The sequence below is a fragment of the Ramlibacter ginsenosidimutans genome (genome assembly GCF_016654015.1).
Lineage (GTDB): Bacteria > Pseudomonadota > Gammaproteobacteria > Burkholderiales > Burkholderiaceae_C > Ramlibacter > Ramlibacter ginsenosidimutans.
The window spans coordinates 70,408-93,933 of record NZ_JAEPWM010000001.1; the positions used below are offsets into that span (position 1 = coordinate 70,408).

The window sequence follows — 23,526 nt, forward strand, 5'->3', positions numbered from 1 at the left end:
GGGGGAAGAGCTTAGCGCGACTTTGACCCGCCCGCGGGACCTGCCTCGCGCGCGTCAGCTAGCGGGTTCCGCGGCGGGGGTAGGCTGGCGGTGAGTGCCAGCGAACCCCAGCTCTCCGCCCCTCACGCCGCCTGGTGCTGGCGCGAAGCCATCAGCTCGATCACGGCCTGGTTGAACGCCGGGATGTCGTCGGGCTTGCGGCTGGAGATCCAGTTGTTGTCCTTCACCACCGCCTGGTCGACCCACTCGGCGCCCGCGTTGCGCAGGTCGTCCTGCAGCGAAGGCCAGCTGGTGAGCGTGCGCCCCTTCACCAGCCCCGCGGACACGAGCAGCCAGGGCGCGTGGCAGATGATCGCGAAGGGCTTGTCCTGCTTCTGCATCGCCTGCACGAACTGCTGCGCCTGCTCGTTGGTGCGGATCTGGTCGGCGTTCATCACGCCGCCCGGCAGCAGCACGGCATCGAAGTCGTTGGCATCGAGCTCGTCGAAGGTCATGTCGACGTCGAACTTGTCGGCCGGCGTGTGGTGGTTGTAGCCCTGGATCTGGCCCTTCTTGAGCGAGGCGATCTTCGTTTGCGCGCCCGCCTGCTGCAAGGCCTTGCGCGGCTCGGCCAGTTCGGCCTGCTCGAAACCCTCGCAGGCGAGGATCGCGACTTTCATTCCATGGAGGTCCTGTTGTGCCATCGTGTGCATCTCCTGAGAACCTTCCATGTTGGGCCGGGCCGGAGAGCACGGCGTCGTCGTGGCGTCCAGGCGGGTGTAGGAGAAAGGCGGACAACCGGAAGCCGGACATCCGGAACGCAAAGGACGCGAAGGTTTCGCAAGGGACGCAAAAGGACTTCCATAAAAAAATGGACTTTGTCTTTTCTGCGTCCTTGGCTGTTCCCCTTTTGCGCCTTCTGCGTTCTGGCTGTCCGCCTCCTACGTGGCTAAGCCTGGGCACCAGCTCAGGAGATGATGTACGCGCCCGCGCCGGTGGACAGCAGGCGGCCGTCGGCGCCGAGGAACTCCATGCGCGTGCTCGCCACGCGCGAGCCCAGGCGCAGCACTTCGGCGCGCAGTTCGAAGTGCTCTCCGATCGCCGGGCGCAGGTAGTCGATGCGCAAGTCGATCGTGCCCAGCTTGCCGAAGCGGTGCAGCCTCTGCGCCGGCGGCTCGTCCATGTGGCGCGCACCGATGGCCGCCATCACGGCCAGCCCGCCCATGGCGTCGAGTCCCGCGCTGATCACGCCGCCATGCAGGCGGTTGAAGCTGAAGTGGCCGACCAGTTCCTGCCGCATCGCTATGCGGCCGATCACGCCGTCCGGCCGCAGCTCTGCGATCTTCAGGCCCAGCACGCGGTTGAAGAGGATGCGGTCCTCGAAGATGGCGCGCAGCCCGGTGACGAACTCGTCCTCGAACGGCTGCACGGGCGCGGGCGGCTGGCGCGTCATGCCGGCTCCTGCAGCGTCACGAGCAACTGCGCGGGCGCCACCTGCTGGCCCGCCTGCACATGCAGGCTGCGCACGACGCCGTCGCGCTGCGCGGCGAGCGCGTGTTCGAGCTTCATGGACTCGACGACGACCAGCGTCTCGCCCTTTCGCACCGCGTCGCCGGGCCGGGCGTGCACGGCCACCACCTTGCCGTTGAACGGGACGCGCAGTTCGTCCGCCGCCTGGGCGGACTGCGCGCCCGCGGGCGCATCGAAGGACGCGTCGCGCAGGAACAGGTCCACCGCACCGAGCTGCACGTGCCAGCCACCACCGTCGAGGCGGACCACCTCGGCCTGCGCGGGGGCAACGCGATCGTCCTCGCGCAGGGGCAGGTCGAACAGCCTCCCGCGGTGCGCGATGCGCAGCGGCCGCACGAAGGGCGAGGCCAGCTCGCGCGCCGCGCCCGGCGGCAGCAAGGCGGAGACTGCCGCTGCCTGCGCGCAAGCGCGCTCCTCCTGTTCCAGCTGCCGGCGAATGGACTCTCCCTCGTCGGCAAGGAACGAGGTGCGCGCCTCGCCCCGTGCGAACACGGGATGGCGCAGGCAACCGGCGAGCAAGCGGCGATTGGTCGGCAGGCCGAGCACCTGCAGGTGGTCCAGGGCGGACGCGAGCTTGGCAATCGCCTCGGCGCGCGTGGGTGCATGCGCCACCAGCTTGCCCAGCAGCGAGTCATACCAGGGCGACACCTCCATGCCGGCATGGATCGCGTGGTCGAAGCGCAGGCCCATGGCACGGCGCTGCGCCGGCAGCGGCGCCAGGAACTGCTGGATGCGGCCGGCATGCGGATGGAAGTGCTCGTCCTCCGCGCACAGCCGCACCTCGATCGCATGCCCGTCCAGGCGGATGTCGCCCTGCCGCCCCGGCAGGCGCTCGCCGCAGGCGACCCGCAGTTGCCACTCCACCAGGTCGAGGCCCGTGACCATTTCGGTGACCGCGTGCTCGACCTGCAGGCGCGTGTTCATCTCCATCAGGTAGAAGGAGCGGTCAGTGTCCAGCAGGAATTCCACGGTGCCCGCGCCGGCGTAGCCCGCGGCGCGGGCCAGCTCGATCGCGCAACTTCCCATGGCCTCGCGCAGCTGCGCGTCCACCGCGGGGCTGGGCGTCTCCTCGATCAGCTTCTGGTGGCGCCGCTGCACCGAGCATTCGCGCTCGCCCAGGTGGATGCAGTGGCCGTGCAGGTCGGCGAACACCTGCACCTCGACGTGACGCGGCGCGGCCAGGGCGCGTTCCAGCAGCAGCTCGCCCGATCCGAAGGCCGCCTGCGCTTCCGAGCGCGCACTGCGCAAGGCCGCCGGCAACTGCGCTGCTTCGGTCACCAGCCGCATGCCGCGTCCGCCACCACCCGCCGCGGCCTTCACCATCAGCGGATAGCCGATGTCCGCGGCGGCCGCGAGCAGGCGCTCCTCGCGCTGGTCCTCGCCCGCGTAGCCGGGCAGGCAGGGAATGCCGCGGGCCTGCGCCAGCTGCTTGGCGAGCGACTTGCTGCCCAGCGTGCGAATCGCGCCGGCCGGCGGCCCGATCCAGGTGAGGCCCGCGTCTTCCACCGCCTGCGCGAACTCCGCGTTCTCGCTCAAAAAGCCATAGCCCGGATGCACCGCGTCGGCGCCGCTGCTGCGCGCGGCGGCCAGCAGCTTGTCGATGCGCAGGTAGGAGTCGGCCGGGGCGAAGCCGCCGATGGCGCAGGCCTGCGTCGCCTCGCGCACGTGCAGCGCGTCGGCGTCCGGCTGCGAGTACACGGCCACCGTCTCGATGCCCAGGCGATCCGCCGTGCGCAGGATGCGGCGCGCGATCTCCCCCCGATTGGCGACAAGCAGCCGGCGGATCTTCATCTCACTGCGGCCCGGGGCGCTTCGCGATGCCCATCAGCTTCGCGAGGATGCCCATCATCACTTCGTCAGCGCCGCCGCCGATCGAGGCGAGGCGGCCATCGCGGAACATGCGCGAGACCTTGTTCTCCCAGGTGAAGCCCATGCCGCCCCAGAACTGCAGGCAGGTGTCGGGCACCAGCCGGTTCAGGCGGCCGGCCTTGAGCTTGGCCATGGAGGCGAGTTCCAGCACGTCCTGGCCCTGCACGTAGAGGTCGCAGGCCCGGTAGGTGAGCGCGCGCAGCGACTCCACTTCCGTCTTCAGTTCCGCCAGCTTGAACTGCACCCACTGCTGGTCGGCCAGGCTGCTGCCGAACAGCTTGCGCTCCTGCGCCCACTCGATGGTCCACTGGATGCAGTTGGTGAGCGACTGCAGGCAGCTCGCGGCGGCCCACAGCCGTTCTTCCTGGAACTGCTGCATCTGGTAGATGAAGCCCCGCCCCTCCGCGCCGATGCGGTAGCGCTGCGGCACGCGCACCTCGTCGAAGTAGATGAGGCCCGTGTCCGAGCTGTTCATGCCGATCTTGCGGATCTTCTTCGCCACCTCGATGCCGGGGCGCAGCTTGCCGTGCTCGCGCATGGGCACGATCACCAGGCTCTTGTTCTTGTGCACGGGGCCTTCGCCCGTGTTCACCAGCATGCACATCCAGTCGGCCTGCAGGCTGTTGGTGATCCACATCTTCTGGCCGGTGATCACGTAGTCGTCGCCGTCCTTGCGGGCGCGGCTCTTGATGCCGGACACGTCGCTGCCGGCGGCCGGCTCGCTCACGCCGATGCAGGCGACCGTGTCACCGGCAATCGCGGGCGCCAGGAACTCGCGCTTCAACTCTTCGCTGCCGAAGCGCGCCAGCGCGGGCGTGGCCATGTCGGTCTGCACGCCGATGGCCATGGGCACGCCGCCGCACTCGATGTGCCCGAGCGCCTCGGCCATCGCCATGGAATACGAATAGTCCAGGCCCGCGCCGCCGTACGCCTCGGGCTTGGTGAGTCCCAGCAGCCCGAGCTGGCCCAGGCGCTTGAACACCTGGTGCGCCGGGAAGATCTCCGCTTCCTCCCACTCGTCGACGTGCGGATTGATTTCCTCCGCGATGAAGCGCTGCAGCGTCTTCTGGATCTCGCGATGTTCGTGGCTGTAGTCCATGCTCTCTCCTCACATGCGCGCGACGCCGAACTGCAGGGGCCGCAGTTGCCGGGTTTGCGCTTCGGCGATCGTGTCCAGGCAGAAGGCCAGCACGGCGCGGGTCTGGCGCGGATCGATCACGCCGTCGTCCAGCAGCAGGCCCGAGGTGTGGAAGGCATCGGCCTGCGACTCGAACACCTCCACGATCTGGTCGAACTGCAATTTCGCCTGCACGGGATCGGGCCGCTGCCCTTTGCGCGCCAGCGCGGCCTCGTTGACGATCTGCATCGTGCGCGCCGCCTGCTCGCCGCCCATCACCGCCGTGCGCGCGCTCGGCCAGCTGAAAAGAAAGCGCGGCGCATAGGCGCGCCCGCACATGCCGTAGTTGCCCGCGCCGAAGGAGGCGCCGCACTGGATGGTGAGCTGCGGCACGGTCGCATTCGTCACCGCCTGGATCATCTTGCTGCCATGCTTGATCATGCCGGCCTGCTCGCTGTCCCGGCCCACGATGTAGCCCGTGGTGTTCTGCAGGTACACGATGGCGTGCCCGAGCTGGCACATCCACTGGATGAAATGCGTCGCCTTGTTCGCGCCCGCGACGTCGATCGGCCCGTTGTTGCCGATGAAGCCCACCGCGTGCCCGGCTATGCGCCCCTGCGCGCACACCGTCGCCGCACCATACGCCGGCTTGAACTCGAGCAACTCCCCGCCATCCACCAGCCGCACCATCACCTCGCGCAGGTCGACCGGCTCGCGCAAGTTGGCCGGCATCAGCGTGAGCAGAACATCCTTATCGGGGTCAGATTCCAATTTCGCCCGCTCTTGCTGCCAGCCGAGCGACGCAACCACCTCCCGCGCGATTCCGAGCGCATGACGATCGTCTTCGGCGAGGTACTCGCCCAGCCCCGACACGGCCGTGTGCATCTCCGCGCCACCGAGTTCCTCCTCGGTCGCGACTTCCCCCGTCGCCGCCTTGAGCAACGGCGGCCCTGCGAGGAACGCACGCGAACGCCCGCGCACCATGATCACGATGTCGCTCAGCCCCGGCATGTACGCACCACCGGCCGTCCCCGACCCGTGCTGCACGGTGATCACCGGAATGCCCGCCGCGGACAGGCGCGCCAGGTTGCGGAACAGCGCCCCGCCCTGCACGAAGCCCTCCACGCGATAGCGCATCAGGTTCGCACCCGCGCTCTCCACGAGATGCACGAAGGGCAACCGGTTCTCCAGCGCGATCTCCTGCAGGCGCAGGATCTTCTCCAGCCCCATCGGCTGGATCGCCCCCGCATCGATGCCGGAATCGCTCGCCACCACCATGCAGCGCGTGCCGCGCACGAAGCCGATGCCAGCGACCATGCCGCCGCCCGGGATCGAGGACGCGGCCTCGCGCGTGTCCTGCTGGTAGCCCGCCAGCGTGCACAGCGGCAGGAAGGGCTCGCCCGGATCGAGCAGCAGCCCCACGCGCTCGCGCGGCAGCAACTGCCCGCGCTTGTCGAAGACCGGTCGCGCCTCGGCCGAGCGATCCACCGCGCGCTGCTCCAGCGCCCGCAGCTCGCGCAGGCGCACCAGCATGGCGTCGCGCCGCTGTTGCGCTATGGCGGTGGTCGGATCCCAGGACGGCGCGAACTTCATGGCTTCAGCAGCTTGGGCGGGACGTAGCGATGGAAGCCGTCGAACGGCCGCACCGCATCGCGCTGCTGCACCTCCGGCGGCGCCGCGACCTGCCCCCATCCCATGCGCACCTGCGGCCGGGCGCCGTCGATGCGCAGCACGCTGCCGCTGATGAAGGACGCGGCCGGCGACAGCAGGAACACGATGCCGGCGGAAGTCTCTGCCTCCGTGCCGAAGCGTCCTGCCGGCACGGTCTGCACCATCTCGCGCAGCATGGGCACGGCCTCGGGCGGATAGTGGTCCATGCCGCTGGAGGCGATGTAGCCCGGCGCGACCGCATTCACTCGCACCCCGCTCTTCGCCCACTCCAGCGCGGCCGTCTCGGTGAAGCTCACCATGCCCGCGCGCGCGGCGCCGCTGTGGGCCATGCCGGGCATGGAGCCCCACACGTCCGCCACGATGTTGACGATGGCGCCGCCATGCGCTTGCATGGACTGCAGGTAGCACTCGCGTGCGACCAGGAAGCCGCCCGTGAGGTTGGTCGCGACCACCGCGTCCCAGCCCTTGGCGCTGATCTTCTCCAGAGGCGAGATGTACTGGCCGCCGGCGTTGTTCACGAGGCCGTGGATGCGCCCGTGCGCCACGACCGTCGCCTGCACGATGTCCTGCACCGACGTCTCGTCACGAATGTCGCAGGCGTGGAAGGTGCAGCGGCCGCCGTCGACGATGATCTCCTCGGCCACCGCCTGCAGCTTGTCCAGCTTGCGCCCCAGCAGCACCACGTGCGCACCCAGCGATGCCAGTTCGTGCGCGGTGCAGCGGCCGATGCCGGAGCCGCCACCGGTGACGACGATCACCTGGCCCGCGAACAGGCCGGGTGCGAACACGGAACGGTAATGCCCGGTCATTGCTTCTCCCCGATGAACAAGGCCAGCGCGGCGTCGGTCAGCTGCTCCAGCGTCGCGCCCTTGCGCCGGTCGAACCACTGCACCGACCAGTTCAGCGCGCCGAAGATCAGCAGGCGCGCGAGCTTCACGTCCGCCTTCAGCCGGCCGCTCTGGTGCAAGGCCTGCAGCACCGGCTGCCAGGCGGCCTCGTACTGCGCCTGCAGGCCGGCCAGCGTGGCGCGCTGGCGCGGCGTGAGCGAGCGCGCTTCGTACAGCATGACCGGAATGAAGTCGTTGCCCGGCCCCAGCAGCACCTCGAAGTGCTTGCGCACCAGCAGCCGCAGTTGCTCGGGTGCCGACAGCGCACCGGCCGCCGCCACCGCCTCGCTCTGGCGCTCCACGGCATGCCGCATGCCCTCCTCCATCACTGCGAAGAGCAAGGCCTGCTTGCTGCGGAAGTGATAGAAGGGCGAGCCGCTCTGCATGCCGGCCGCCGCCGCGATGTCGCGCGTGCTGGTGCCGTCGAACCCCTTGCGGCGGAACAGGCGCGCCGCGCCCACGATCAGTGCGCGCCGGCGGTTGCCGTCGTCGCGCTCGTCCAGCGTCTTGCGCGGCCGCCCGCGCGGCCGCTTGGCAGCGGGAGCTGCACGCGTGCTTGCCAGTGCGGTCTGCATGGCGGGGGACCATAGCAGAGCCGCCCAATTACGGCAAGCAAGCGCTTGGCGAAAATGTCGGAGGCGGCGGTTCGATGGGATCGTAGGCTGGTGGTGAGCCGCAGGCGAACCCCAGCTGCCCGCGCTTCGCCGCCGACGCCACGAGGACCCTGGATCAGCCGTCCAGCGCTTCGGCCAGGTAAGGCGCCGTCCGGCTGCCTTGCGCCTTGGCGACTTCCTGCGGCGTACCCGCCGCAAGGATGCGGCCGCCCTGCTCGCCCGCGCCCGGCCCCATGTCGATCACCCAGTCCGCCTGCGCCACCACGCGCATGTCGTGCTCCACCAGCACCACGGTGTTGCCTTCCTCGACCAGCCGCTGCAATTGCGCGAGCAGGCGATCGACGTCGGCCGCGTGCAGGCCCGTCGTCGGTTCGTCCAGCACGTACAGCGTGTCGCCGCGGTGCGTGCGCTGCAGCTCGGTGGCGAGCTTGATGCGCTGCGCCTCGCCGCCCGACAACTCCGTCGCCGGCTGGCCCAGGCGCAGGTAGCCCAGGCCGATGTCCAGCAGCACCTCCAGCGACCGCAGCACCGCGGGCTCGCTCGCGAAGAATTCCGCCGCCTGTTCCACCGTCATGCCCAGCACCTCGGCGATGCTCTTGCCCTGCCACAGGATCTCCAGCGTCTGCGCGTTGTAGCGCGCGCCATGGCAGGTGGGGCAAGGCGCGTACACGCTGGGCATGAACATCAGTTCCACCGACACGAAGCCTTCACCCTCGCAGGTTTCGCAGCGTCCCTTGGCGACGTTGAACGAGAAGCGCCCGGGGTCGTAGCGGCGCTTGCGCGCGGCGGGCGTGGCGGCGAACAGCTTGCGCACCGTGTCGAACAGGCCCGTGTAGGTGGCAAGGTTGGACCGCGGCGTGCGGCCGATCGGCTTCTGGTCCACCTGCACCAGCCGGCGGATCGCCTGTGTATCGCCCCCAAGCCGCCCCGACCAGACGGCATCGCGCGCGGTCGGCTCCAGCACCTCGTCGGCCTCTTCCTCTTCGCCTTCGGGCAGCTCGCTTCCGAGGTGCTGCGCCACCAGCTCCAGCAGCGCGCGCGTGACCAGAGTCGACTTGCCCGAGCCCGACACGCCCGCCACCGCCGTGAGGCAGCCGAGGGGAAACGCCGCCTTGAGGTCCTGCAGGTTGTTGCGCGTGACGCCTTCCAGCCGCAACCAGCCGCGCGCCGGCCGCGCAGCGCGCGCAGGCAGCCGCACTTCGCCGAACAGGTACGGCCGCGTCTGCGACGCCTGCACCTCGGCCAGCCCGGCCGGCGGACCGCTGTACAACACGCGGCCGCCGCGTTCGCCCGCGGCAGGACCTACGTCCACCAGCCAGTCCGCGCGCCGCATGAGCGACAGGTCGTGCTCCACCACGTACACCGAGTTGCCGCTGCGCTTGAGCCGCCGCAAGGCATCGAGCAGCGCCTCGCCATCGGCGGAATGGAGGCCCGCCGAGGGCTCGTCCAGCACGTAGATGACACCGAACAACTGGGAACCGAGCTGGGTCGCCAGCCGCAGGCGCTGCAGTTCGCCTGGCGACAAGGTCGGCGTGCTGCGTTCGAGCGAGAGATAGCCGAGGCCGAGCTCCACCAGCGTCTGCAGCCTCCCGCAGAGATCGCGCGCGAGCCGCCGCGCTGCCAGCCGCTTCTCTTCCGACAGCTCCGAGGTGAGGCGCACGTCGGGCGCGGCGGCATGCGAGGCGCCGCCCGCGCGCACGCGCTGATCGCGCTCCTGCGTCGACGCCGCGCGGCTCACCGTGTCGCCTGCGGACGTCTGCTGCGGCAACTCTCCCAGCGCGACCGGCCTCATGATCGCGTGCACGTCCTCCAGGGTCATCTGCGACAGCGCGCCGATGTCGTGGCCGGCGAAGGTCACCGTCAGCGCCTCCGGCTTGAGCCGCTTGCCGTGGCACACCGGGCACGGCGCGCTCACGAGGAACTGCGCCACGCGCTTGCGCATCATCGCGCTCTGCGTGCCGGCGAAGGTGTGCAGCAGGTAGTTGCGCGCGCCGGTGAAGGTGCCCATGTACGCCGGCTCGGTCCGATGGCGCAGGGCGGCCTTCGTCTCCTTGGGCGTGAAGCCGGGATAGACCGGCACGGTCGGCGTCTCGTCGGTGAACAGGATCCAGTCGCGGACCTTCTTCGGCAGCTCGCGCCAGGGCGTATCCACGTCGTGGCCCAGGCTCACCAGGATGTCGCGCAGGTTCTGCCCGTGCCACGCCGGCGGCCAGGCAGCGATGGCGCGCTCGCGGATGGTGAGCTTGTCATCAGGCACCATCGATGCCTCGGTCGCGTCGTACACGCGCCCTTGGCCGTGGCAACGCGGGCACGCGCCCTGCGGCGTATTGGGCGAGAAGTCCTCCGCATACAGCATGGGCTGGCCCGGCGGGTAGTGGCCCACGCGCGAATAGAGCATGCGCAGGAGACTGGAAATGGTCGTCACGCTGCCGACCGACGACCGCGTGCTGGTCGCGCCGCGCTGCTGCTGCAACGCGACAGCGGGCGGCAGCCCCTCGATGGAATCGACGTCCGGCACGCCGGCCTGGTCGATCAGGCGGCGGGCATAGGGCGACACCGACTCGAGGTACCGGCGCTGCGCTTCGGCATAGATGGTGCCGAAGGCGAGCGAAGACTTACCGGAGCCCGACACACCGCTGAACACCACGAGCGCGTCGCGGGGAACGTCGACGTCCACGTCCTGCAGGTTGTGCTCGCGTGCCCCACGCACCCGCACGAAGCCCTGCTCCGCTGACGCCGGCGCGTGGCGCTCGTCGTCCTGGTTTGTCTTGTGTTCTTTTCCCATCTGCGGCGACGGTAGCGGCAGGCCCACCAGCGTCAGGGTCGGGATGCAGCGAAAAGTACTGTAGGAGCGGCGCGCCCTAAGATCGGCGGATGTCCGATCTGCCTTCTCCCGTCCCCCGCCGCCCCGTCCACACCCGCAAGACCACCTTCGAAGGATTCCTGCGCGACGATGGCCTCTGGGACATCGACTGCACGCTGAGCGACACCAAGGCCGAGCCGATCCAGATGCGCGAGCGCGGCGTGCTGCCCGCGGGCGAACCCATCCACCTGCTGCGCGTGCGGCTCACTGTCGACGACGGCTTCACCATCCGCGCCGTGCAGACCGGTGCGCTCGCCACGCCCTTTCCCGAATGCCAGGTGCCGGCCGACGCACCCATGCAGAAGCTCGTGGGCCTGACCATGGGTCCCGGCTGGCGCAAGGCCATCGACGGCGCCATCGGCGGCGTCACGGGCTGCACCCACCTGCGCGAACTGGTGTTCAACGCCGCGACCGCGGCCTTCCAGATGATCCCGCACTACCGCGCCACGCAGGGCGGGCAGAAGGACGACATGGAAGCCATGAATGCCGGTAAACCCCCCTTCTACATGGGGAAGTGCATGACCTGGGCGTTCGAGGGGCCGGTGGTGCAGAGGCTCGCACCGCAGTTCTATCGCAAGCCCGCCAAGTCATCGACGTGAGCGCAGCGGCCATGGGCTCGCCCCGCGCTGCCTGCCAAGCGAGCGAGGGCGAGTAACCGCAAGCCCCGCTGGGGCTCGCATTGCGCCTTATGCTTGCGGCCCCGGACCCGCTCCGGCGCCAACCAGAAATCCCGTGTCCTCTTCCTCCCCCGAGATCCTCACCCCGGGGCTGGTCCGCCTCATGGCGGCCGGCGCCGGCCTTTGCGTTGCGAGCAACTATTTCGCGCAGCCCCTGCTCGCCCTGTTCGCCCAGCAGTTCCGCATCAGCCCGGCGCATGCCTCGCTGCTGGTCACCTTCACGCAGCTGGGCTACATCGCCGGCCTCGTATTGCTGGTGCCGCTGGGCGACCTGGTGGAACGCAGGAGCCTGCTGGTGACCTGCACAGCGTGCTCCACGGTGCTGCTCGCAGCCATGGGACTGGCGCCGAACTTCCAGGCGCTCATCGGCATCGCCATCCTGCTCGGCACGAGCACGGTCGCCGCGCAGATCCTGGTGCCGCTGTCGGCGCACCTGGCGCCGCCGCTGCGGCGCGGGCGCATCGTCTCCAGCGTGATGAGCGGCCTGATCATCGGCATCCTGCTCGCGCGCTTCGCCGCGGGCCTCATCGCCGACCTCGCCGGCTGGCGGGCGGTGTACCTGAGCGCCTCGGTGCTCATGGCCTTCTTCTGCTGGACCTGCCATCGCCGGCTGCCGCGTGTCGCAGCGACGACGCAGGGAAGCTATGGCGCGCTGCTGCGGTCGATAGTGCAACTGTTCGCGCGCGAGCCGGTGCTGCGCCGCCGCGGCCTCATCGGCGGCTTCGGCTTCGGCTCCTTCGCCGCCTTCTGGACCGCGATGGCCTTCATGCTCAAGTCGCAGTGGCACGCGAGCGAAGGCGCGATCGGCGCCGTGGCGCTGGTGGGCGCCATCGGCGCGATGAGCGCGCGCTTCGCCGGCCGCCTCGCCGACGCGGGCTGGGCGCGGGTGTCCACCGGCGTCTTCCTGTCGCTGGTGGTCGTGAGCTGGTTCCTGCTGTTCGCCGGCACGCATTCGCTGCTCGCCCTGGGCGCCGGCGTGGTGCTGCTGGACCTGGGCCTCCAAGGCTCGCACATCTCCAACCAGAGCGAGGTGTACCGGCTGGACCCGGCGGCCCGCAGCCGCATCACGACCGTCTACATGACGATGTACTTCAGCGGCGGCGCACTCGGCTCGGCCCTCACCGGCCCCGCATACGCAGCCTACGGCTGGCCAGGCGCCTGCGTGATCGGCGGCGCGATGGCGTTGGGCGCGTTCGTGGTGTGGGCGCTGGGCGAGCTGCGCTTTCCCGTGCGCCGGATGCGGCATGAGCGGGTGGCGAGTTCGTAGCAGTCAAAACGAACGCAGAGGGCGCAAAAGGGAACAGCCAAGGACGCAGAAGAAAAAAGATCTTTCAAATGGAAGTCCTTTTGCGTCCTCTGCGAAACCTTTGCGCCCTCTGCGTTCTACTTGTCCGCCTCGCAACGGCGCGTCGTCAAGGCGCCATCTCCGCCGCCCGCGCCAGCAGCATCGCGCGTTCGCGCGCGTTGCCCGCGAGTTCGGCAGCTTGCAGGAACTCCGCGCGCGCCTCGCTGTGGCGACCGAGCTTGGCCAGCAGGTCGCCGCGCACGCTGGGCAGCCACTGGTAGCGGCGCAGCGCGGGTTCCTCGCGCAGGCGATCGATGATCGCCAGGCCCGCGGCGGGGCCTTCGGCCATGCCCACGGCCACGGCACGATTGAGTTCCACCACGGGTGAAGGCGCCGCCTCGGCGAGTTGTGCGTACAGCGCCGCGATGCGCGTCCAGTCCGTCTCCTCGCTGCGGCGCGCGCGCGCATGGCAGGCGGCGATGGCGGCCTGCAGCGCATACGCGCCGCGCGCCCCATCGAGTTGCTGCGCGCGTTGCAGCGCCGCCAGCCCGCGCCGGATCAGCAGCGGGTCCCAGCGGGCGCGGTCCTGGTCGGCCAGCAGGATGGGCCGGCCTTGCGTGTCCGTGCGCGCGGCCATGCGCGACGCCTGCAGTTCCATCAGCGCCAGCAAGCCATGCACTTCCGGCTCGGCCGGCGCGATCTCCGCCAGCATGCGGCCCAGGCGCAAGGCTTCCTGCGCGAGCTCGGGGCGCATCCAGTCGCCGCCCGCCGTCGCCGTGTAGCCCTCGTTGAACACGAGATAGACCACTTCCAGCACGGAGGCGAGGCGCTGCGCCAGTTCTTCCCCGCGCGGCACCTCGTAGGGCAGCTTCGCTTCGGCCAGGGTGCGCTTGGCCCGCACGATGCGCTGCGCGATCGTGGGCTCGGGCACCAGGTAGGCGCGCGCGATCTCGTGCGTCGTGAGGCCGCCCAGCAGCTTGAGCGTGAGCGCCACGCGCGCGTCCATCGACAGCACGGGATGGCAGGCCGTGAAGATCAGGCGCAGCAGGTCGTCGCCGATCTCGTCCTGCCGCGCCGCATCGAGTGCGTCGACGAAGTCGGGCACCACCAGGGCCTCCCGAGCTTCGAGGTCGTGGCCGATTTCCTGGTGCTTGGCGTCCTGCATCTTGATCCGCCGCAAGTGGTCGAGCGCGCGCCGCTTCGCCGCCGTCATCAGCCAGGCCGCCGGCTTGTCCGGCACGCCCTCGCGCGGCCAGTGCTCCAGCGCCGTGACCAGCGTGTCCTGCGCCAGCTCCTCGGCGACGCCGACGTCGCGCACCATGCGCGCGACCACGGCGACGATGCGCGCCGACTCCAGGCGCCAGACCGTCGCGATCGCCTGGTGCGTCGCCGAGTGCATGTCAGGGCGCCAGCAATGCGTGCACCACTGGCTACGCGTGGGGCGGCGCGGCGGCCGGGTCCATCCACACCAGCTCCCACACGTGGCCGTCGAGGTCCTCGAAGCCGTGGCCGTACATGAAGCCGTGGTCCTGCGGTGCGTTCGGCGCCGTGCCGCCGGCGGCGAGCGCCTTGCGCACGAGGTCGTCGACTTCGCCGCGCGACTCGCACGAGAGGCACACCAGCACCTCGGTGCCCTGCTTCGCGTCGACGATGGGCTTCTTGGTGAAGGTCCGGAAGAAGGGCTCCACCAGCAGCATGGCGAAGATGTCCTCCGCGATGACCATGCAGGCGCCCTGCTCGTTGGTGAACTGCGGGTTGAAGTCGAAGCCGAGCGCCCGGAAGAACGCCTGCGAACGCTCCATGTTCTTGATCGGCAGGTTGACGAAGATCTTGCGGCTCATGGGCACCTCAGGGATGGAAAACGGGTTCGGCCCGCGGGGTGCCGATGGCACGCGCGGATGCGTCGCTGGCGTCGTTCATGGCGCGTTGCTCCTCAGCGGGTCTCGATCTTCTCGAAGCGCTGCCGCGTCTCGTCCTTGACGATGCCGTCGAAGTCCTCCAGCTCGTACAGCTGGCGCACTTCGACGTGGCAGGCCACGCCTTCGCCGATCGGGTTGGGGAAGCGCTTGGTCCACTCGATCGCCTCGTCGCGCGTGCGCGTCTGGATGAGCGTGTAGCCGGCGATCAGTTCCTTGCTCTCGGTGAACGGGCCGTCCACGATGCTGCGCTTGCCGCCTTCGTACTGCACGCGCCAGCCCTTGCTGCTCGGTTGCAGCCCCGAGGCGTCGAGCAGCGCGCCGGCGCGCGCCAGTTCCTCGTGGTAGCTGGCCATCGCCTGGAAGACCGGCTCGGGGTTGGGCGGGAAGCGGCCGGCTTCGGAGTCGGCCGTGGCCTTGACGATGATCATGAAGCGCATGAGAGCTCCTTTGCGGGATCGGTTCGAAGCGGCGCCCGTCGCCCCTTCCACTGGCACGACGAAGCAGGACCGGCGGAATCGACACGCGCCGGACCGGAAAAACCCTGAGGAGCCGGCGCGGCGAACTCCTAGAGGTAGCAGGGCGCCGTTTCGCGCACTTCGACCGTCGCCCACTCCGCCGCCGGGCAGGCGCGGGCAATGGCCAGTGCCTCCTCTCGCGTGCCGACGTCCAGCAGGAAGAAGCCGCCCACCATCTCCTTCGCCTCGGCGAACGGGCCATCGAGCACCTGGGCCTTGCCGCCGCGCACCTGCACGCGCGCACCGCTCTTCTGCGACGCGAGCGACTCCACGGCCAGCAGCTTGTCCTGCTTCTTCAGGTCTTCGGCGAAGTCCACCATGCGCTGGAACACGGCTTCGCCCTCGGCGCGGGAGCGCGTGTCGCGCTGGGCCGGATCTTCGAGGATGAGGAGCATGTAGGACATGCGGGCGATGATAGGGGCGCTGCTCGCGGGCGGCAACCGCGGGCGCGCCGCAGCGCGCGCAGTTCAGGCGCGCACGCGCGTGAGCATCCGGCCCAGGACCCACAGCGCCGCGATCACGTACGCCAGGCCCGCGGGCACCCACATCACCAGCCCGCCCAGTTGCTGGTCCTGGGCGGGGTCGAAGCCGAGCGCGCTCGAGAGCGGGATGTAGGGTGCGTACCAGGGCGTCGGCGCGAGGCTCAGCAGCGCGCCGAGTGCGCCCGTGTGCAGCATGGTGGTGAACAGGTAGGCCGTCGAATGCCCGGGGCCATAGCGCCCGCGCGGGTCGTGCCCCAGCACCGACCACCAGAAGAACAAGGCGGTCCCGAAGAAGGACAGGTGCTGCAGGATGTGCAGCCATTCATGCTGGAGCGCCGCGTCGAAGGCCGCGGGAATGTGCCAGCCCCACAGCGCCAGCGCGTGCAGCGCCCAGGCCACCAAGGGGTCGGTGAGCGTGCCCCACAGCGCCGACCAGCCGCGCGCCTGGAACCAGCGGCCCACGACGCGGCGCTGCGCCGGCGAGAGCGCCCAGGTCCAGGTGGCGAGCGGCCGCCCGATCACCATGAGCGGCGCCGCCACCACCATCAGCACTTCGTGCTGCACCATGTGCGCCGAGAACAGCAGGCCGCCCCAGGTGTCCAGCGGCGACACGAGGGCCGCGGCCAGCGACAGCCAGCCGACGCCGAACGCGGCGGCCTGCGTGAGCGCGACGCCGCGGCCGGCGCCCGCGTTGGACCACAGGCGCCACAGCCCCACGGCGTAGCCGATGGCCGAGAGCGCCAGCAGCGCTACGAGCCAGGGCGCAAGGTCCCAGGCCCACGGCGAAGGCACCGCGGGTCCGGGCTCGGGCACGTGTGCGAGGGCGGCCGCAGGCAGGGCGGCGAGCAGGATCAGAACAATTCGCAAGGCCCGTTCACCCACAGCGCGAACCAGATCCCCAGGATCACCAGGCAGGACAGCGCTGCGACCGCGGCAGCCATGTCGGCAAGGAAGCGCCGGGGCACCCGCGGATGCGCGCCGTCGTCGTCGGGCGAGCCCGGCTCGCCGCGGTGCAGCGACGACTCGCTGAACGCGATCACCGCGAAGATGGCGGCGATCGCGAGCGCCACCGCCGCGGTGAGGTGCATGTTCAGGCGCATCTGCTGGCCGCACGAGGGTGTGACCATCGAGTACAGCGTGCTCTGCGTGGCGAGCGCGACCACCGGGGCCACCACCAGTCCCAGCCAGCTCTTCATCTTCATGTCGTCCTCGCGCCCCAGTAGATGACGAAGTAGATGGGAAGCCAGGTCGCCACGACGAAGTACCAGTAGAAGGAGTTTTCACTGACATCCACGTAACGCTTGCCATCGAGCGGCCCGGTGAAGAACAGCACCGTGAGCACGATGGTATCGAGCAGGTCGGTCACGATGTGGGTCGTGTGCAAGCCCAGCAGCAGCCACACCACCGAACCGTAGGCGTTGCTGTCCCAGCGCACGTTGATCGCGGCGAACTCCATGGCGCGGATGGCGCAGAACGCGACGCCGAACAGGCAGCTGATCACGAGCCAGACCTGCACGCTGCGCAGCTTCAGCGCCTCCGCCGCCTTCTTGGCCAGGTGCGCGGGCACGAAGCTCACCAGCATGACGATGGTGTTGAGCGTGCCCCAGGTCAGGTCCGGTGGCAGCGAGGTGAGCGGCCAGGTCTCCTGGTGGCTGCGCAGGTAGAAGTAGGCCATGATGGCCAGCGCGAACACCGTGCCCTCGATGGCCATGATGCCGAGCGTGCCCCACCACATCAGGCTGCGGTGGCCGAAGACCACGGTGGGCAGTTCGGTCACGTCCAGCGCGCGGCCCCGCACCACGGCGCTGTTCACTGCACGATCTTCGTGCGGTGCACGGCGCAAGTCGCCTTCGAAGCTGCCGGTCGTGCTCATGGGATCTTCTCCAGCGCCAGTTCCTCCGCCGCCTCCTGCCGCCGCGGCCAGAACCAGGCAATGAGCGCGATGGCGACCGGCACCGTGAGCACCGCGGCCAGCACCGGCGAGAAGATGGAACCGATGAAGAAGATCGTGGTCGCGAGTGCGCTCAGGAACGGCCAGGGCGAGGAGTCCGGGAACATCATGCGGCTGTCGGGCCGCGCGTCGACCACCGTCGTCGAGATCAGTTCGCGCAGGTCCGCGGCCAGCCCGGCGACGTGGTCCGGCTCGCCTTCCGGCACGCCTTGCCACAGCGGGTCCCGGCCATGGACGACGGGGATCACGGGGAAGTTGCACATGCGCGGCGGCGACGCCGTGGCCCACTCCAGCGTGCCGGCGCCCCAGGGGTCCGGCCCGGCGAGTTCGCCGCGCCGCGCGCTCACGACCGCGTTCACCAGCACGAGGAAGATGCCGAGCGCCAGCGCCAGCGCGCCGACGGTGGCCAGCTGGTTGAGGCCACCCCAGCCCATCTCCGGCGCATAGGTGTAGACGCGCCGCGGCATCCCCTGCAGGCCGAGCAGATGCATGGGGAAGAAGGCCACGTTGAAGCCGATGAACATCAGCCAGAAACCCCAGCGACCCAGGTTCTCGGACATCATGCGGCCCGTGAACTTCGGGAACCAGTAGTAGAAGGCGCCGAACAGGGGGAACACGGCGCCGCCCAGCAGCACGTAGTGCAGGTGGGCGACCACGAAGTACGAGTCGTGCACCTGCGAATCGAGCGACACGGACGCGAGCATCAGCCCGGTCAGGCCGCCGATCACCAGGATGAAGAAGAACGAGAGCACGTACAGCAGCGGCACGCGGAAGTTCAGGCGGCCGGTCCACAGCGTGGCGATCCAGCAGAAGATCTGCGTGGCCGTCGGGATCGCGATCAGCATGCTGGCCGCGGTGAAGAAGGTCTTGCCCAGCTCCGGCACGTTGGTGGCGAACATGTGGTGCACCCACAGGCCGAACGAAAGGAAGCCGGTCGCGATCACCGACAGCACCATCGCCGTGTAGCCGAACATGGGACGCCGCGCGAAGGTGGGGATCATCGCCGACATGAAGCCCAGGCCCGGCAGGAAGATCAGGTAGACCTCGGGATGGCCGAAGAACCAGAACAGGTGCTGCCACAGCAGGACGTCGCCGCCCTCGGCCGGGTTGTAGAAGTGCGTGGCGACCAGCCGGTCCAGGATCAGCAGCGTGCTGGCGAGCGCCACGGCCGGCATGGCGAACAGGATCATGAAGGCGGTGACCAGCATTGCCCACACGTACAGCGGAATGCGGTTGAGCGTCATGCCCGGGGCGCGCATCTTGAACACCGTGCAGATGATGATGATGGCGTCCAGCAGCGCCGACACCTCCGTGAAGGTGATCATCTGGGCCCAGAAGTCGGTGCGCTTGCCGGGGCTGTAGGCGGGCCCCGCGAGCGGCACGTAGCTGAACCACCCGGCCTCCGGCCCGGTGTTGCAGAAGAAGGCGATCCAGATCATCACGCCGCCGAACAGGAAGATCCAGTACGAGTACGCGGTCATGCGCGGGAACGCGGTGCTGCGCGCGCCCACCATCAGCGGCACCAGGTAGATCGCCACCGCCTGCATCACCGGCACCGCGAACAGGAACATCATGTTCGTGCCGTGCATCGAGAAGACCATGTCGTACAGGTCCGGGTCCATGAAGGGATGGCCGGGCCGCGCGAGCTGCAGGCGAATCATCGCGGCGAGGATCCCGCCGAGCGCGAAGAACACCATGCAGGTGACGATGAAGCGCTTGCCGATGGTCTTGTGGTTGATCGCGCAGAACCAGCCGAAGAAGCCGGGCGGGTCGCTCCAGGTGTCGTCGAGCACGCGCGCGACCAGTTCGCCGCCGGCCAGGCCGTCCTTGGTGCGCCCCCTGGTGGGATGCGGCTCCTCGCCGAGCGGGCCGCGCGCCCTCGTTCGTTGCTCGCTCATTTCAGGGTTCCCAGGTAGGCCACCAGGGCGGCGAGGTCGGTGCCGGACATGGGATTGGGCGGCATGTTCACTCCGGGCTTGTGCTTCTGCGGGTCGGCGATCCAGGCGGCCAGGTTGGCCGCCGTGTTGGGCAGCGTGCCGGCGGCGATGGTGCGCCGGCTGGCCAGGTGCGTGAGGTCGGGCGCCATCTGGCCCTGCGCGATCGTGCCCTGCACCGCATGGCACATGGCGCACTGGATGGACTGGAACAGCATCTTGCCGCGCTGCGCCTGCGGGTCGCTCGGCTCCGCGGCGGGCTGCAGCTGCTGCTGGCGCCAGGCCTCGTAGTCGGCGGGCGCGTCGGCGTGCACCTCGAAGGCCATGAACGCATGCTGGAAGCCGCAAAACTCGGCGCACTGGCCGCGGAAGATGCCGGGATGGTCCGCACGGAAGGTGATGTTGGCGGTGCGCCCCGGAATGAGGTCGCGCTTGCCGGCGAGGCTGGGCACCCAGAGGCTGTGGATCACGTCGCCGCCGTTCAGCCGGACGATCACCGGCCGGCCGACCGGCACGTGGATCTCGTTGGCGGTCGCGAAGGTCTGCGAGACGGGGCCGTCGATGTACTTCACGCTCCACCACCACTGGTAGGCGGTCACCTCGATGTGGACCGCGTCCTTGAGCGACATGCGCGCGAGCGCGCGGTCGGTGAAGACACTGGCGGCCAGCAGCACCAGCAGGCCGAGGGTCGCGATGGCGACCGCGGTCGTGACGTTGCGGCGCACGCGCGGCTCGGGAACGTTGAGCGTGCCGAGGTCGGGCGGCTCGAGAGCATGGATGCGCGGTGCGCGGCGCAGCGCCAGGATCAGGGCGACGAGCACCGCGGCGAACACCACGGTGCAGACGACCAGGAAGACACGCCAGAGGTCCACGATGTTGCCGGCCTGCGGACCGAAGGCGTGGAGCGCGTCGTGAACGCCGGGATTCATCGCACCTCCATGGATTGCTCCGCCCGCGAGTCGCCCTTCTGGATCGCCGGCTGCGGCGAGCGGAAGTTCTCGGGCTTGCCGGGATAGAGGGAGTCCGAGCGCGAAGGCGCCACGTCGCTGCGCAGGCCGCCGCCCATGGAGCGCACGTAGGCGACGATCTTCCAGACCTGGTCCTCGGGGATGTGGCCGCCGAAGGAAGGCATGCCGTTGGGCCGCCCCTGCGTGATCGTCTCGTACAGGCTCGCGGGATCGCTGCCGTAGCGCCATTCGCTGTCCATCAGCGACGGGCCGTAGCTGCCGCCGCCATTGGCGTGGCAGCCGTTGCAGTTGTACCAGCGGTACAGGCGCTTGCCCTCGTTCACCGCGAACGCGTTGTCGTCGTACATGCTGATGTTGGCGGCGGGCGGCTTCACGAATCCGCTCAAGGCCATTCCCGGCTGGTTGACGCTGTTGCGGACCGCGGATTCGTTCGGACCGGTGTTGAGGCGCTCGGCCTCGAAGTGGCGCTCCTCGCGCTCGCAGCCGGCGAGCAGCACGGCAGCCAGAAGCAGCGGCAACGCGATGCGGTTCATGACGCCGGGTCCTCCACGCGCGGAACGCCGTAACCGTCCAGGATGCGCGCGATGTCCGCGTGCCGGCGCGCGATGAAATCGTCGAGCCGATCGCGCAGCGCCTGGTCGCCCCGCCGCACGCCCATCGCGATCGGGAAGGAGAACGACTGGTGCAGCAAGGACGGCGGCGGGGGAACGTAGTGCACCGCCAGCGGCCGCTTCGCCTGCGCGGCGTAGTAGCCGGCCTGCGGGCCCCACACGAAGGCCGCGTCGAGTTCGCCGCGGTCCAGCGCATGCATGATGCGCGCCGCGGCGGGCGTGTCGCCGCCGATGGGATAGCCCACCACGTTGGTGGTCGCGCCCACGCGGGCAAGGGCGTGACCTGGCGGCGAGGTCGCACCGTCGTCGCCGATCAGCTGCACGCCGATGCGCCACTGCCGCAGGCGCGGGTCGTCGAAGCCCGCGGGCGGCGATGTGTCGCCCGCGGGCTCGACCAGCACGTAGCTCGAGCGGTAGTAGGCGCGCGTGTTCAGCGTGCGCTCGAATCCCACCGGCACCCCAATGACCACATCGCACAGCCCGGCGCCCATGGTCTTGCGGATGAAGCCGCGAACGTCCGGAAGCCACGCGTATTCGAGCGGCACGCCGAAGTCGTCGGCGACCAGCTGCGCGATGCGGTTCTCGAAGCCGCTGCCGTCGGCGCGCGAGTAAGGCAGGTTGTCGGGGTCGGCGCACACCCGCAGCGCTTGCCGCTGCGGCTGCTGTGACGGCAGCGCTTGCCGCTGCGGCTGCTGTGACGGCAGCGGCTGGGCCTGCGCGCCCGCGGCAACGCAGGCCAGCAGTCCGGCGAGCAGCCGCTTCACTTGGCCGCTCCGTTGAGGCTGAACACGTACAGGTGGCCGCCCTTGCGCGTGGCCGAAGGCAGGTCGCGCATGGCGTTCACGAAGCCGCCGCCGGCAGTGGCGTCGCGCGGATCGAGGCCCCCCGAGACGATGGCGCCGGCCCAGCCGCCGACCCCCGCGAGCACCGCGACGTACTGCTGCCCGTCCGGGCCGCGGAAGGTCACGGGCTGGCCGATGATTCCGGACTCCCCCTTGAACTGCCACAACAGGTGGCCGTTGCGCGCATCGACCGCCTTGAAGTAGCCGTCCATGGTGCCGTAGAAGACGACGTCGCCGGCCGTCACGAGCGCACCGCTCCACACCGGGAACTTCTCATCGATCTGCCACGCCTTGCGCTGGTTCACCGGATCCCAGGCCGTGAAGAGGCCGCGGTTGCCGCCGGGACCGGGATAGAGCTTCAGGTCCACGCCGACGAAGGGCGTGCCCGCGATGTAGCTGACCTCGTACGTGATCGCGTCCTGGCACAGGTTCTGGTGCGGGATGTACAGCAGCTTCGTGCGCGGCGACCAGGCCGAGGGCTGCCAGTCCTTCGCACCCGGCGATCCGGGACAGATGCTGCGCGTCGTCTCGCCCGTGCGCGGCGTCTTGGCGGGGTTGTAGCGCAGCGCGCCCGTCTGCAGGTCGACGCCGCTCGAGGTCGTCGTGTACCCATACGGCGTGGCGGCGAGCACCTGCCCCGTCGTGCGGTCCATCACGTACAGGTAGCCGTTGCGATCGGGGTGCAGCAGCACCTTGCGCCGCGTGCCCTGCCAGTCCAGGTCGACCAGCACGCTCTCGTTGACGCCGTCGTAGTCGTGCAGGTCGTGCGGGCTCGTCTGGTAATACCAGACGGCTTCGCCGGTGTCGGGCCGGCGCGCGAAGATGCCCGACGTGTACTTGTTGTCGCCCGGGCGCTGGTCGGGGTTCCACGGGCCCGGGTTCGACGTGCCGTAATAGAGCAGGTCCTGCTCCGGGTCGTAGGAGACGAAGCCCCATGCGGTGCCGCCGCCGATCTTCCAGCCCTCGCCGGGCCAGGTCTTCACGCCGAGGTCGGTGCCGCGGTCGGCCGCGTAGAACGGCTTGAAGTTGGGGCCGATCAGCACGTCCTTGTCGGGGCCGGTCGCGTAGGCCCGCCACACGATCCGGCCGGTGGCCGCATCGAGCGCCGTGAGCCAGCCGCGCACGCCGAGTTCGCCGCCGCTGTTGCCGACGATCACCTTGCCCTTCGCCACCTGCGGGGCCATGGTGAGGGTCTGGCCGTCCTTGATCTCGCCGAGCTTGGTGCGCCACAGCTCCTTGCCCGTCTTCACGTCGAGCGCGATGGTGTTGTTGTCCAGCGTGTTGAGGAAGAAGCGGCCGTCCGCGTAGGCGCCGCCGCGATTCACGGTGTCGCAGCAGGCGACGCCCTGCGAACTGCGCTCGGGCTTCGGGTCGTAGGTCCACTTCAGCGGGAAGCCCGGCTTGGCAAGGTCGAAGGCGTAGACGACGTTGGGGAACGGCGTCACCACCAACATCGTGTTGTCGGCAATGATGGGCGCGGCTTCGTGACCGCGGTCGTTGCCGGTCGGAAAGTGCAGCGCGAGCTTCAGCTGCGCGACGTTCCCGGCGTTGATCTGCGCGAGGCTGCTGAAGCGCGTGAGGCCCGGGTCCTTGCCCGCAGTAGGCCAGTCACCGGCATCGGCCGCAGGCTGCTGCGCCCCGACCGCAGTGCAGAGCAGGAAGGCGGCGATGGCCCATGGAAAACGCAACTTCATCTCCACGCATGAATGAAGTCCCGGTTCCTCCGCGCCGCTGCGCGATCTCCCTTGCTCGTCTGGCCGCCCCTGCGGCTCTGCTTGTTATGCCGGCAAGTCTACTGAGCGCGCGCCTTTT

The 23,526-nt window shown here is 69.6% G+C and carries 22 protein-coding genes; 2 read left to right on the plus strand and 20 right to left on the minus strand.

Annotated features, from left to right (window positions below):
- Positions 1-122: 122 nt before the first annotated feature.
- From JJB11_RS00400 to uvrA, 8 genes are all read right to left on the minus strand, one after another.
- A complete protein-coding gene (locus JJB11_RS00400; RefSeq protein WP_277988747.1) occupies positions 123-659 on the minus strand; it encodes a type 1 glutamine amidotransferase domain-containing protein in 537 nt (178 codons plus the stop codon).
- A gap of 287 nt (positions 660-946) precedes the next feature.
- Complete coding sequence (locus JJB11_RS00405) at positions 947-1,432, minus strand: thioesterase family protein (protein WP_201165931.1); 486 nt, start codon at positions 1,430-1,432, stop codon at positions 947-949.
- Positions 1,429-3,294 carry an acetyl/propionyl/methylcrotonyl-CoA carboxylase subunit alpha gene (locus JJB11_RS00410; RefSeq protein ID WP_340643132.1) on the minus strand — a complete coding sequence of 622 codons (1,866 nt, stop codon included), beginning with the start codon at positions 3,292-3,294 and terminating at the stop codon, positions 1,429-1,431. Before JJB11_RS00410 ends, JJB11_RS00405 begins: the two co-directional genes overlap by 4 nt.
- Positions 3,295-3,301: 7 nt before the next feature.
- Positions 3,302-4,477 (minus strand): acyl-CoA dehydrogenase family protein, encoded by a 1,176-nt coding sequence (locus JJB11_RS00415; RefSeq protein WP_201165933.1) that lies wholly within the window; start codon positions 4,475-4,477, stop codon positions 3,302-3,304.
- A 9-nt stretch (positions 4,478-4,486) separates the two neighbouring features.
- Positions 4,487-6,088, minus strand: a complete 1,602-nt coding sequence (locus tag JJB11_RS00420; RefSeq protein ID WP_201165934.1) for an acyl-CoA carboxylase subunit beta — start codon at positions 6,086-6,088, stop codon at positions 4,487-4,489.
- Positions 6,085-6,975 carry an SDR family oxidoreductase gene (locus JJB11_RS00425; RefSeq protein WP_201165935.1) on the minus strand — a complete coding sequence of 297 codons (891 nt, stop codon included), beginning with the start codon at positions 6,973-6,975 and terminating at the stop codon, positions 6,085-6,087. The genes JJB11_RS00420 and JJB11_RS00425 overlap by 4 nt, the downstream gene beginning before the upstream one ends.
- Positions 6,972-7,628, minus strand: a complete 657-nt coding sequence (locus JJB11_RS00430) for a TetR/AcrR family transcriptional regulator (protein ID WP_201165936.1) — start codon at positions 7,626-7,628, stop codon at positions 6,972-6,974. The genes JJB11_RS00425 and JJB11_RS00430 overlap by 4 nt, the downstream gene beginning before the upstream one ends.
- A 154-nt stretch (positions 7,629-7,782) precedes the next feature.
- Positions 7,783-10,452 carry an excinuclease ABC subunit UvrA gene (uvrA, locus tag JJB11_RS00435; RefSeq protein ID WP_201165937.1) on the minus strand — a complete coding sequence of 890 codons (2,670 nt, stop codon included), beginning with the start codon at positions 10,450-10,452 and terminating at the stop codon, positions 7,783-7,785.
- Positions 10,453-10,541: 89 nt separating this feature from the next.
- On the opposite strand from uvrA, the gene JJB11_RS00440 reads away from it, so the two are divergent.
- Positions 10,542-11,129: a DUF2889 domain-containing protein gene (locus JJB11_RS00440; RefSeq protein ID WP_201165938.1), complete on the plus strand. Its 588-nt coding sequence runs from the start codon at positions 10,542-10,544 to the stop codon at positions 11,127-11,129.
- Between the two features lie 133 nt (positions 11,130-11,262).
- Positions 11,263-12,474, plus strand: a complete 1,212-nt coding sequence (locus JJB11_RS00445) for an MFS transporter (protein WP_201165939.1) — start codon at positions 11,263-11,265, stop codon at positions 12,472-12,474.
- Between the two features lie 145 nt (positions 12,475-12,619).
- On the opposite strand, the gene JJB11_RS00450 is transcribed toward JJB11_RS00445, so the two are convergent.
- The 12 genes from JJB11_RS00450 to JJB11_RS00505 all read right to left on the minus strand — a co-directional run bounded on the left by JJB11_RS00450 (position 12,620) and on the right by JJB11_RS00505 (position 23,408).
- Entirely contained in the window at positions 12,620-13,891 is a 1,272-nt protein-coding gene (locus JJB11_RS00450) for an RNA polymerase sigma factor (RefSeq protein ID WP_201165940.1), read from the minus strand.
- Positions 13,892-13,922: 31 nt separating this feature from the next.
- Positions 13,923-14,333, minus strand: a complete 411-nt coding sequence (locus JJB11_RS00455) for a VOC family protein (protein WP_201165941.1) — start codon at positions 14,331-14,333, stop codon at positions 13,923-13,925.
- 92 nt (positions 14,334-14,425) lie between these two features.
- A complete protein-coding gene (locus JJB11_RS00460) occupies positions 14,426-14,848 on the minus strand; it encodes a YciI family protein (RefSeq protein ID WP_201165942.1) in 423 nt (140 codons plus the stop codon).
- 128 nt (positions 14,849-14,976) lie between these two features.
- Positions 14,977-15,330, minus strand: a complete 354-nt coding sequence (locus JJB11_RS00465; protein ID WP_201165943.1) for a YciI family protein — start codon at positions 15,328-15,330, stop codon at positions 14,977-14,979.
- A gap of 63 nt (positions 15,331-15,393) precedes the next feature.
- On the minus strand, positions 15,394-16,275 hold the full coding sequence (locus JJB11_RS00470) for a cytochrome c oxidase assembly protein (RefSeq protein ID WP_201165944.1): 882 nt from the start codon (positions 16,273-16,275) through the stop codon (positions 15,394-15,396).
- Positions 16,260-16,610, minus strand: coding sequence for a hypothetical protein (locus JJB11_RS00475; RefSeq protein WP_201165945.1), 351 nt, complete (start codon positions 16,608-16,610; stop codon positions 16,260-16,262). The genes JJB11_RS00470 and JJB11_RS00475 overlap by 16 nt, the downstream gene beginning before the upstream one ends.
- Positions 16,607-17,281: a cytochrome c oxidase subunit 3 gene (locus JJB11_RS00480; RefSeq protein ID WP_201165946.1), complete on the minus strand. Its 675-nt coding sequence runs from the start codon at positions 17,279-17,281 to the stop codon at positions 16,607-16,609. Before JJB11_RS00480 ends, JJB11_RS00475 begins: the two co-directional genes overlap by 4 nt.
- Positions 17,278-19,257, minus strand: a complete 1,980-nt coding sequence (gene ctaD / locus JJB11_RS00485) for a cytochrome c oxidase subunit I (protein WP_201165947.1) — start codon at positions 19,255-19,257, stop codon at positions 17,278-17,280. The genes JJB11_RS00480 and ctaD overlap by 4 nt, the downstream gene beginning before the upstream one ends.
- Positions 19,254-20,222: a cytochrome c oxidase subunit II gene (gene coxB, locus JJB11_RS00490; protein WP_201165948.1), complete on the minus strand. Its 969-nt coding sequence runs from the start codon at positions 20,220-20,222 to the stop codon at positions 19,254-19,256. The genes ctaD and coxB overlap by 4 nt, the downstream gene beginning before the upstream one ends.
- On the minus strand, positions 20,219-20,794 hold the full coding sequence (locus JJB11_RS00495) for a c-type cytochrome (protein WP_201165949.1): 576 nt from the start codon (positions 20,792-20,794) through the stop codon (positions 20,219-20,221). Before JJB11_RS00495 ends, coxB begins: the two co-directional genes overlap by 4 nt.
- On the minus strand, positions 20,791-21,636 hold the full coding sequence (locus tag JJB11_RS00500; protein ID WP_201964524.1) for a quinoprotein dehydrogenase-associated putative ABC transporter substrate-binding protein: 846 nt from the start codon (positions 21,634-21,636) through the stop codon (positions 20,791-20,793). Before JJB11_RS00500 ends, JJB11_RS00495 begins: the two co-directional genes overlap by 4 nt.
- Positions 21,633-23,408, minus strand: coding sequence for a methanol/ethanol family PQQ-dependent dehydrogenase (locus JJB11_RS00505; RefSeq protein WP_201165950.1), 1,776 nt, complete (start codon positions 23,406-23,408; stop codon positions 21,633-21,635). The genes JJB11_RS00500 and JJB11_RS00505 overlap by 4 nt, the downstream gene beginning before the upstream one ends.
- Between the last annotated feature and the right edge of the window lie 118 nt (positions 23,409-23,526).

What these genes read in the sequence shown, in the direction of transcription:
- JJB11_RS00400 (WP_277988747.1), bottom strand. Translation starts at nt 659, where the DNA reads ATGAAAGTCGCGATCCTCGCCTGCGAGGGTTTCGAGCAGGCCGAACTG.
- JJB11_RS00405 (WP_201165931.1), bottom strand. Translation starts at nt 1,432, where the DNA reads ATGACGCGCCAGCCGCCCGCGCCCGTGCAGCCGTTCGAGGACGAGTTC.
- JJB11_RS00415 (WP_201165933.1), bottom strand. Translation starts at nt 4,477, where the DNA reads ATGGACTACAGCCACGAACATCGCGAGATCCAGAAGACGCTGCAGCGC.
- JJB11_RS00420 (WP_201165934.1), bottom strand. Translation starts at nt 6,088, where the DNA reads ATGAAGTTCGCGCCGTCCTGGGATCCGACCACCGCCATAGCGCAACAG.
- JJB11_RS00425 (WP_201165935.1), bottom strand. Translation starts at nt 6,975, where the DNA reads ATGACCGGGCATTACCGTTCCGTGTTCGCACCCGGCCTGTTCGCGGGC.
- JJB11_RS00430 (WP_201165936.1), bottom strand. Translation starts at nt 7,628, where the DNA reads ATGCAGACCGCACTGGCAAGCACGCGTGCAGCTCCCGCTGCCAAGCGG.
- uvrA (WP_201165937.1), bottom strand. Translation starts at nt 10,452, where the DNA reads ATGGGAAAAGAACACAAGACAAACCAGGACGACGAGCGCCACGCGCCG.
- JJB11_RS00440 (WP_201165938.1), top strand. Translation starts at nt 10,542, where the DNA reads ATGTCCGATCTGCCTTCTCCCGTCCCCCGCCGCCCCGTCCACACCCGC.
- JJB11_RS00450 (WP_201165940.1), bottom strand. Translation starts at nt 13,891, where the DNA reads ATGCACTCGGCGACGCACCAGGCGATCGCGACGGTCTGGCGCCTGGAG.
- JJB11_RS00455 (WP_201165941.1), bottom strand. Translation starts at nt 14,333, where the DNA reads ATGAGCCGCAAGATCTTCGTCAACCTGCCGATCAAGAACATGGAGCGT.
- JJB11_RS00460 (WP_201165942.1), bottom strand. Translation starts at nt 14,848, where the DNA reads ATGCGCTTCATGATCATCGTCAAGGCCACGGCCGACTCCGAAGCCGGC.
- JJB11_RS00465 (WP_201165943.1), bottom strand. Translation starts at nt 15,330, where the DNA reads ATGTCCTACATGCTCCTCATCCTCGAAGATCCGGCCCAGCGCGACACG.
- JJB11_RS00475 (WP_201165945.1), bottom strand. Translation starts at nt 16,610, where the DNA reads ATGAAGATGAAGAGCTGGCTGGGACTGGTGGTGGCCCCGGTGGTCGCG.
- JJB11_RS00480 (WP_201165946.1), bottom strand. Translation starts at nt 17,281, where the DNA reads ATGAGCACGACCGGCAGCTTCGAAGGCGACTTGCGCCGTGCACCGCAC.
- ctaD (WP_201165947.1), bottom strand. Translation starts at nt 19,257, where the DNA reads ATGAGCGAGCAACGAACGAGGGCGCGCGGCCCGCTCGGCGAGGAGCCG.
- coxB (WP_201165948.1), bottom strand. Translation starts at nt 20,222, where the DNA reads ATGAATCCCGGCGTTCACGACGCGCTCCACGCCTTCGGTCCGCAGGCC.
- JJB11_RS00495 (WP_201165949.1), bottom strand. Translation starts at nt 20,794, where the DNA reads ATGAACCGCATCGCGTTGCCGCTGCTTCTGGCTGCCGTGCTGCTCGCC.
- JJB11_RS00505 (WP_201165950.1), bottom strand. Translation starts at nt 23,408, where the DNA reads ATGAAGTTGCGTTTTCCATGGGCCATCGCCGCCTTCCTGCTCTGCACT.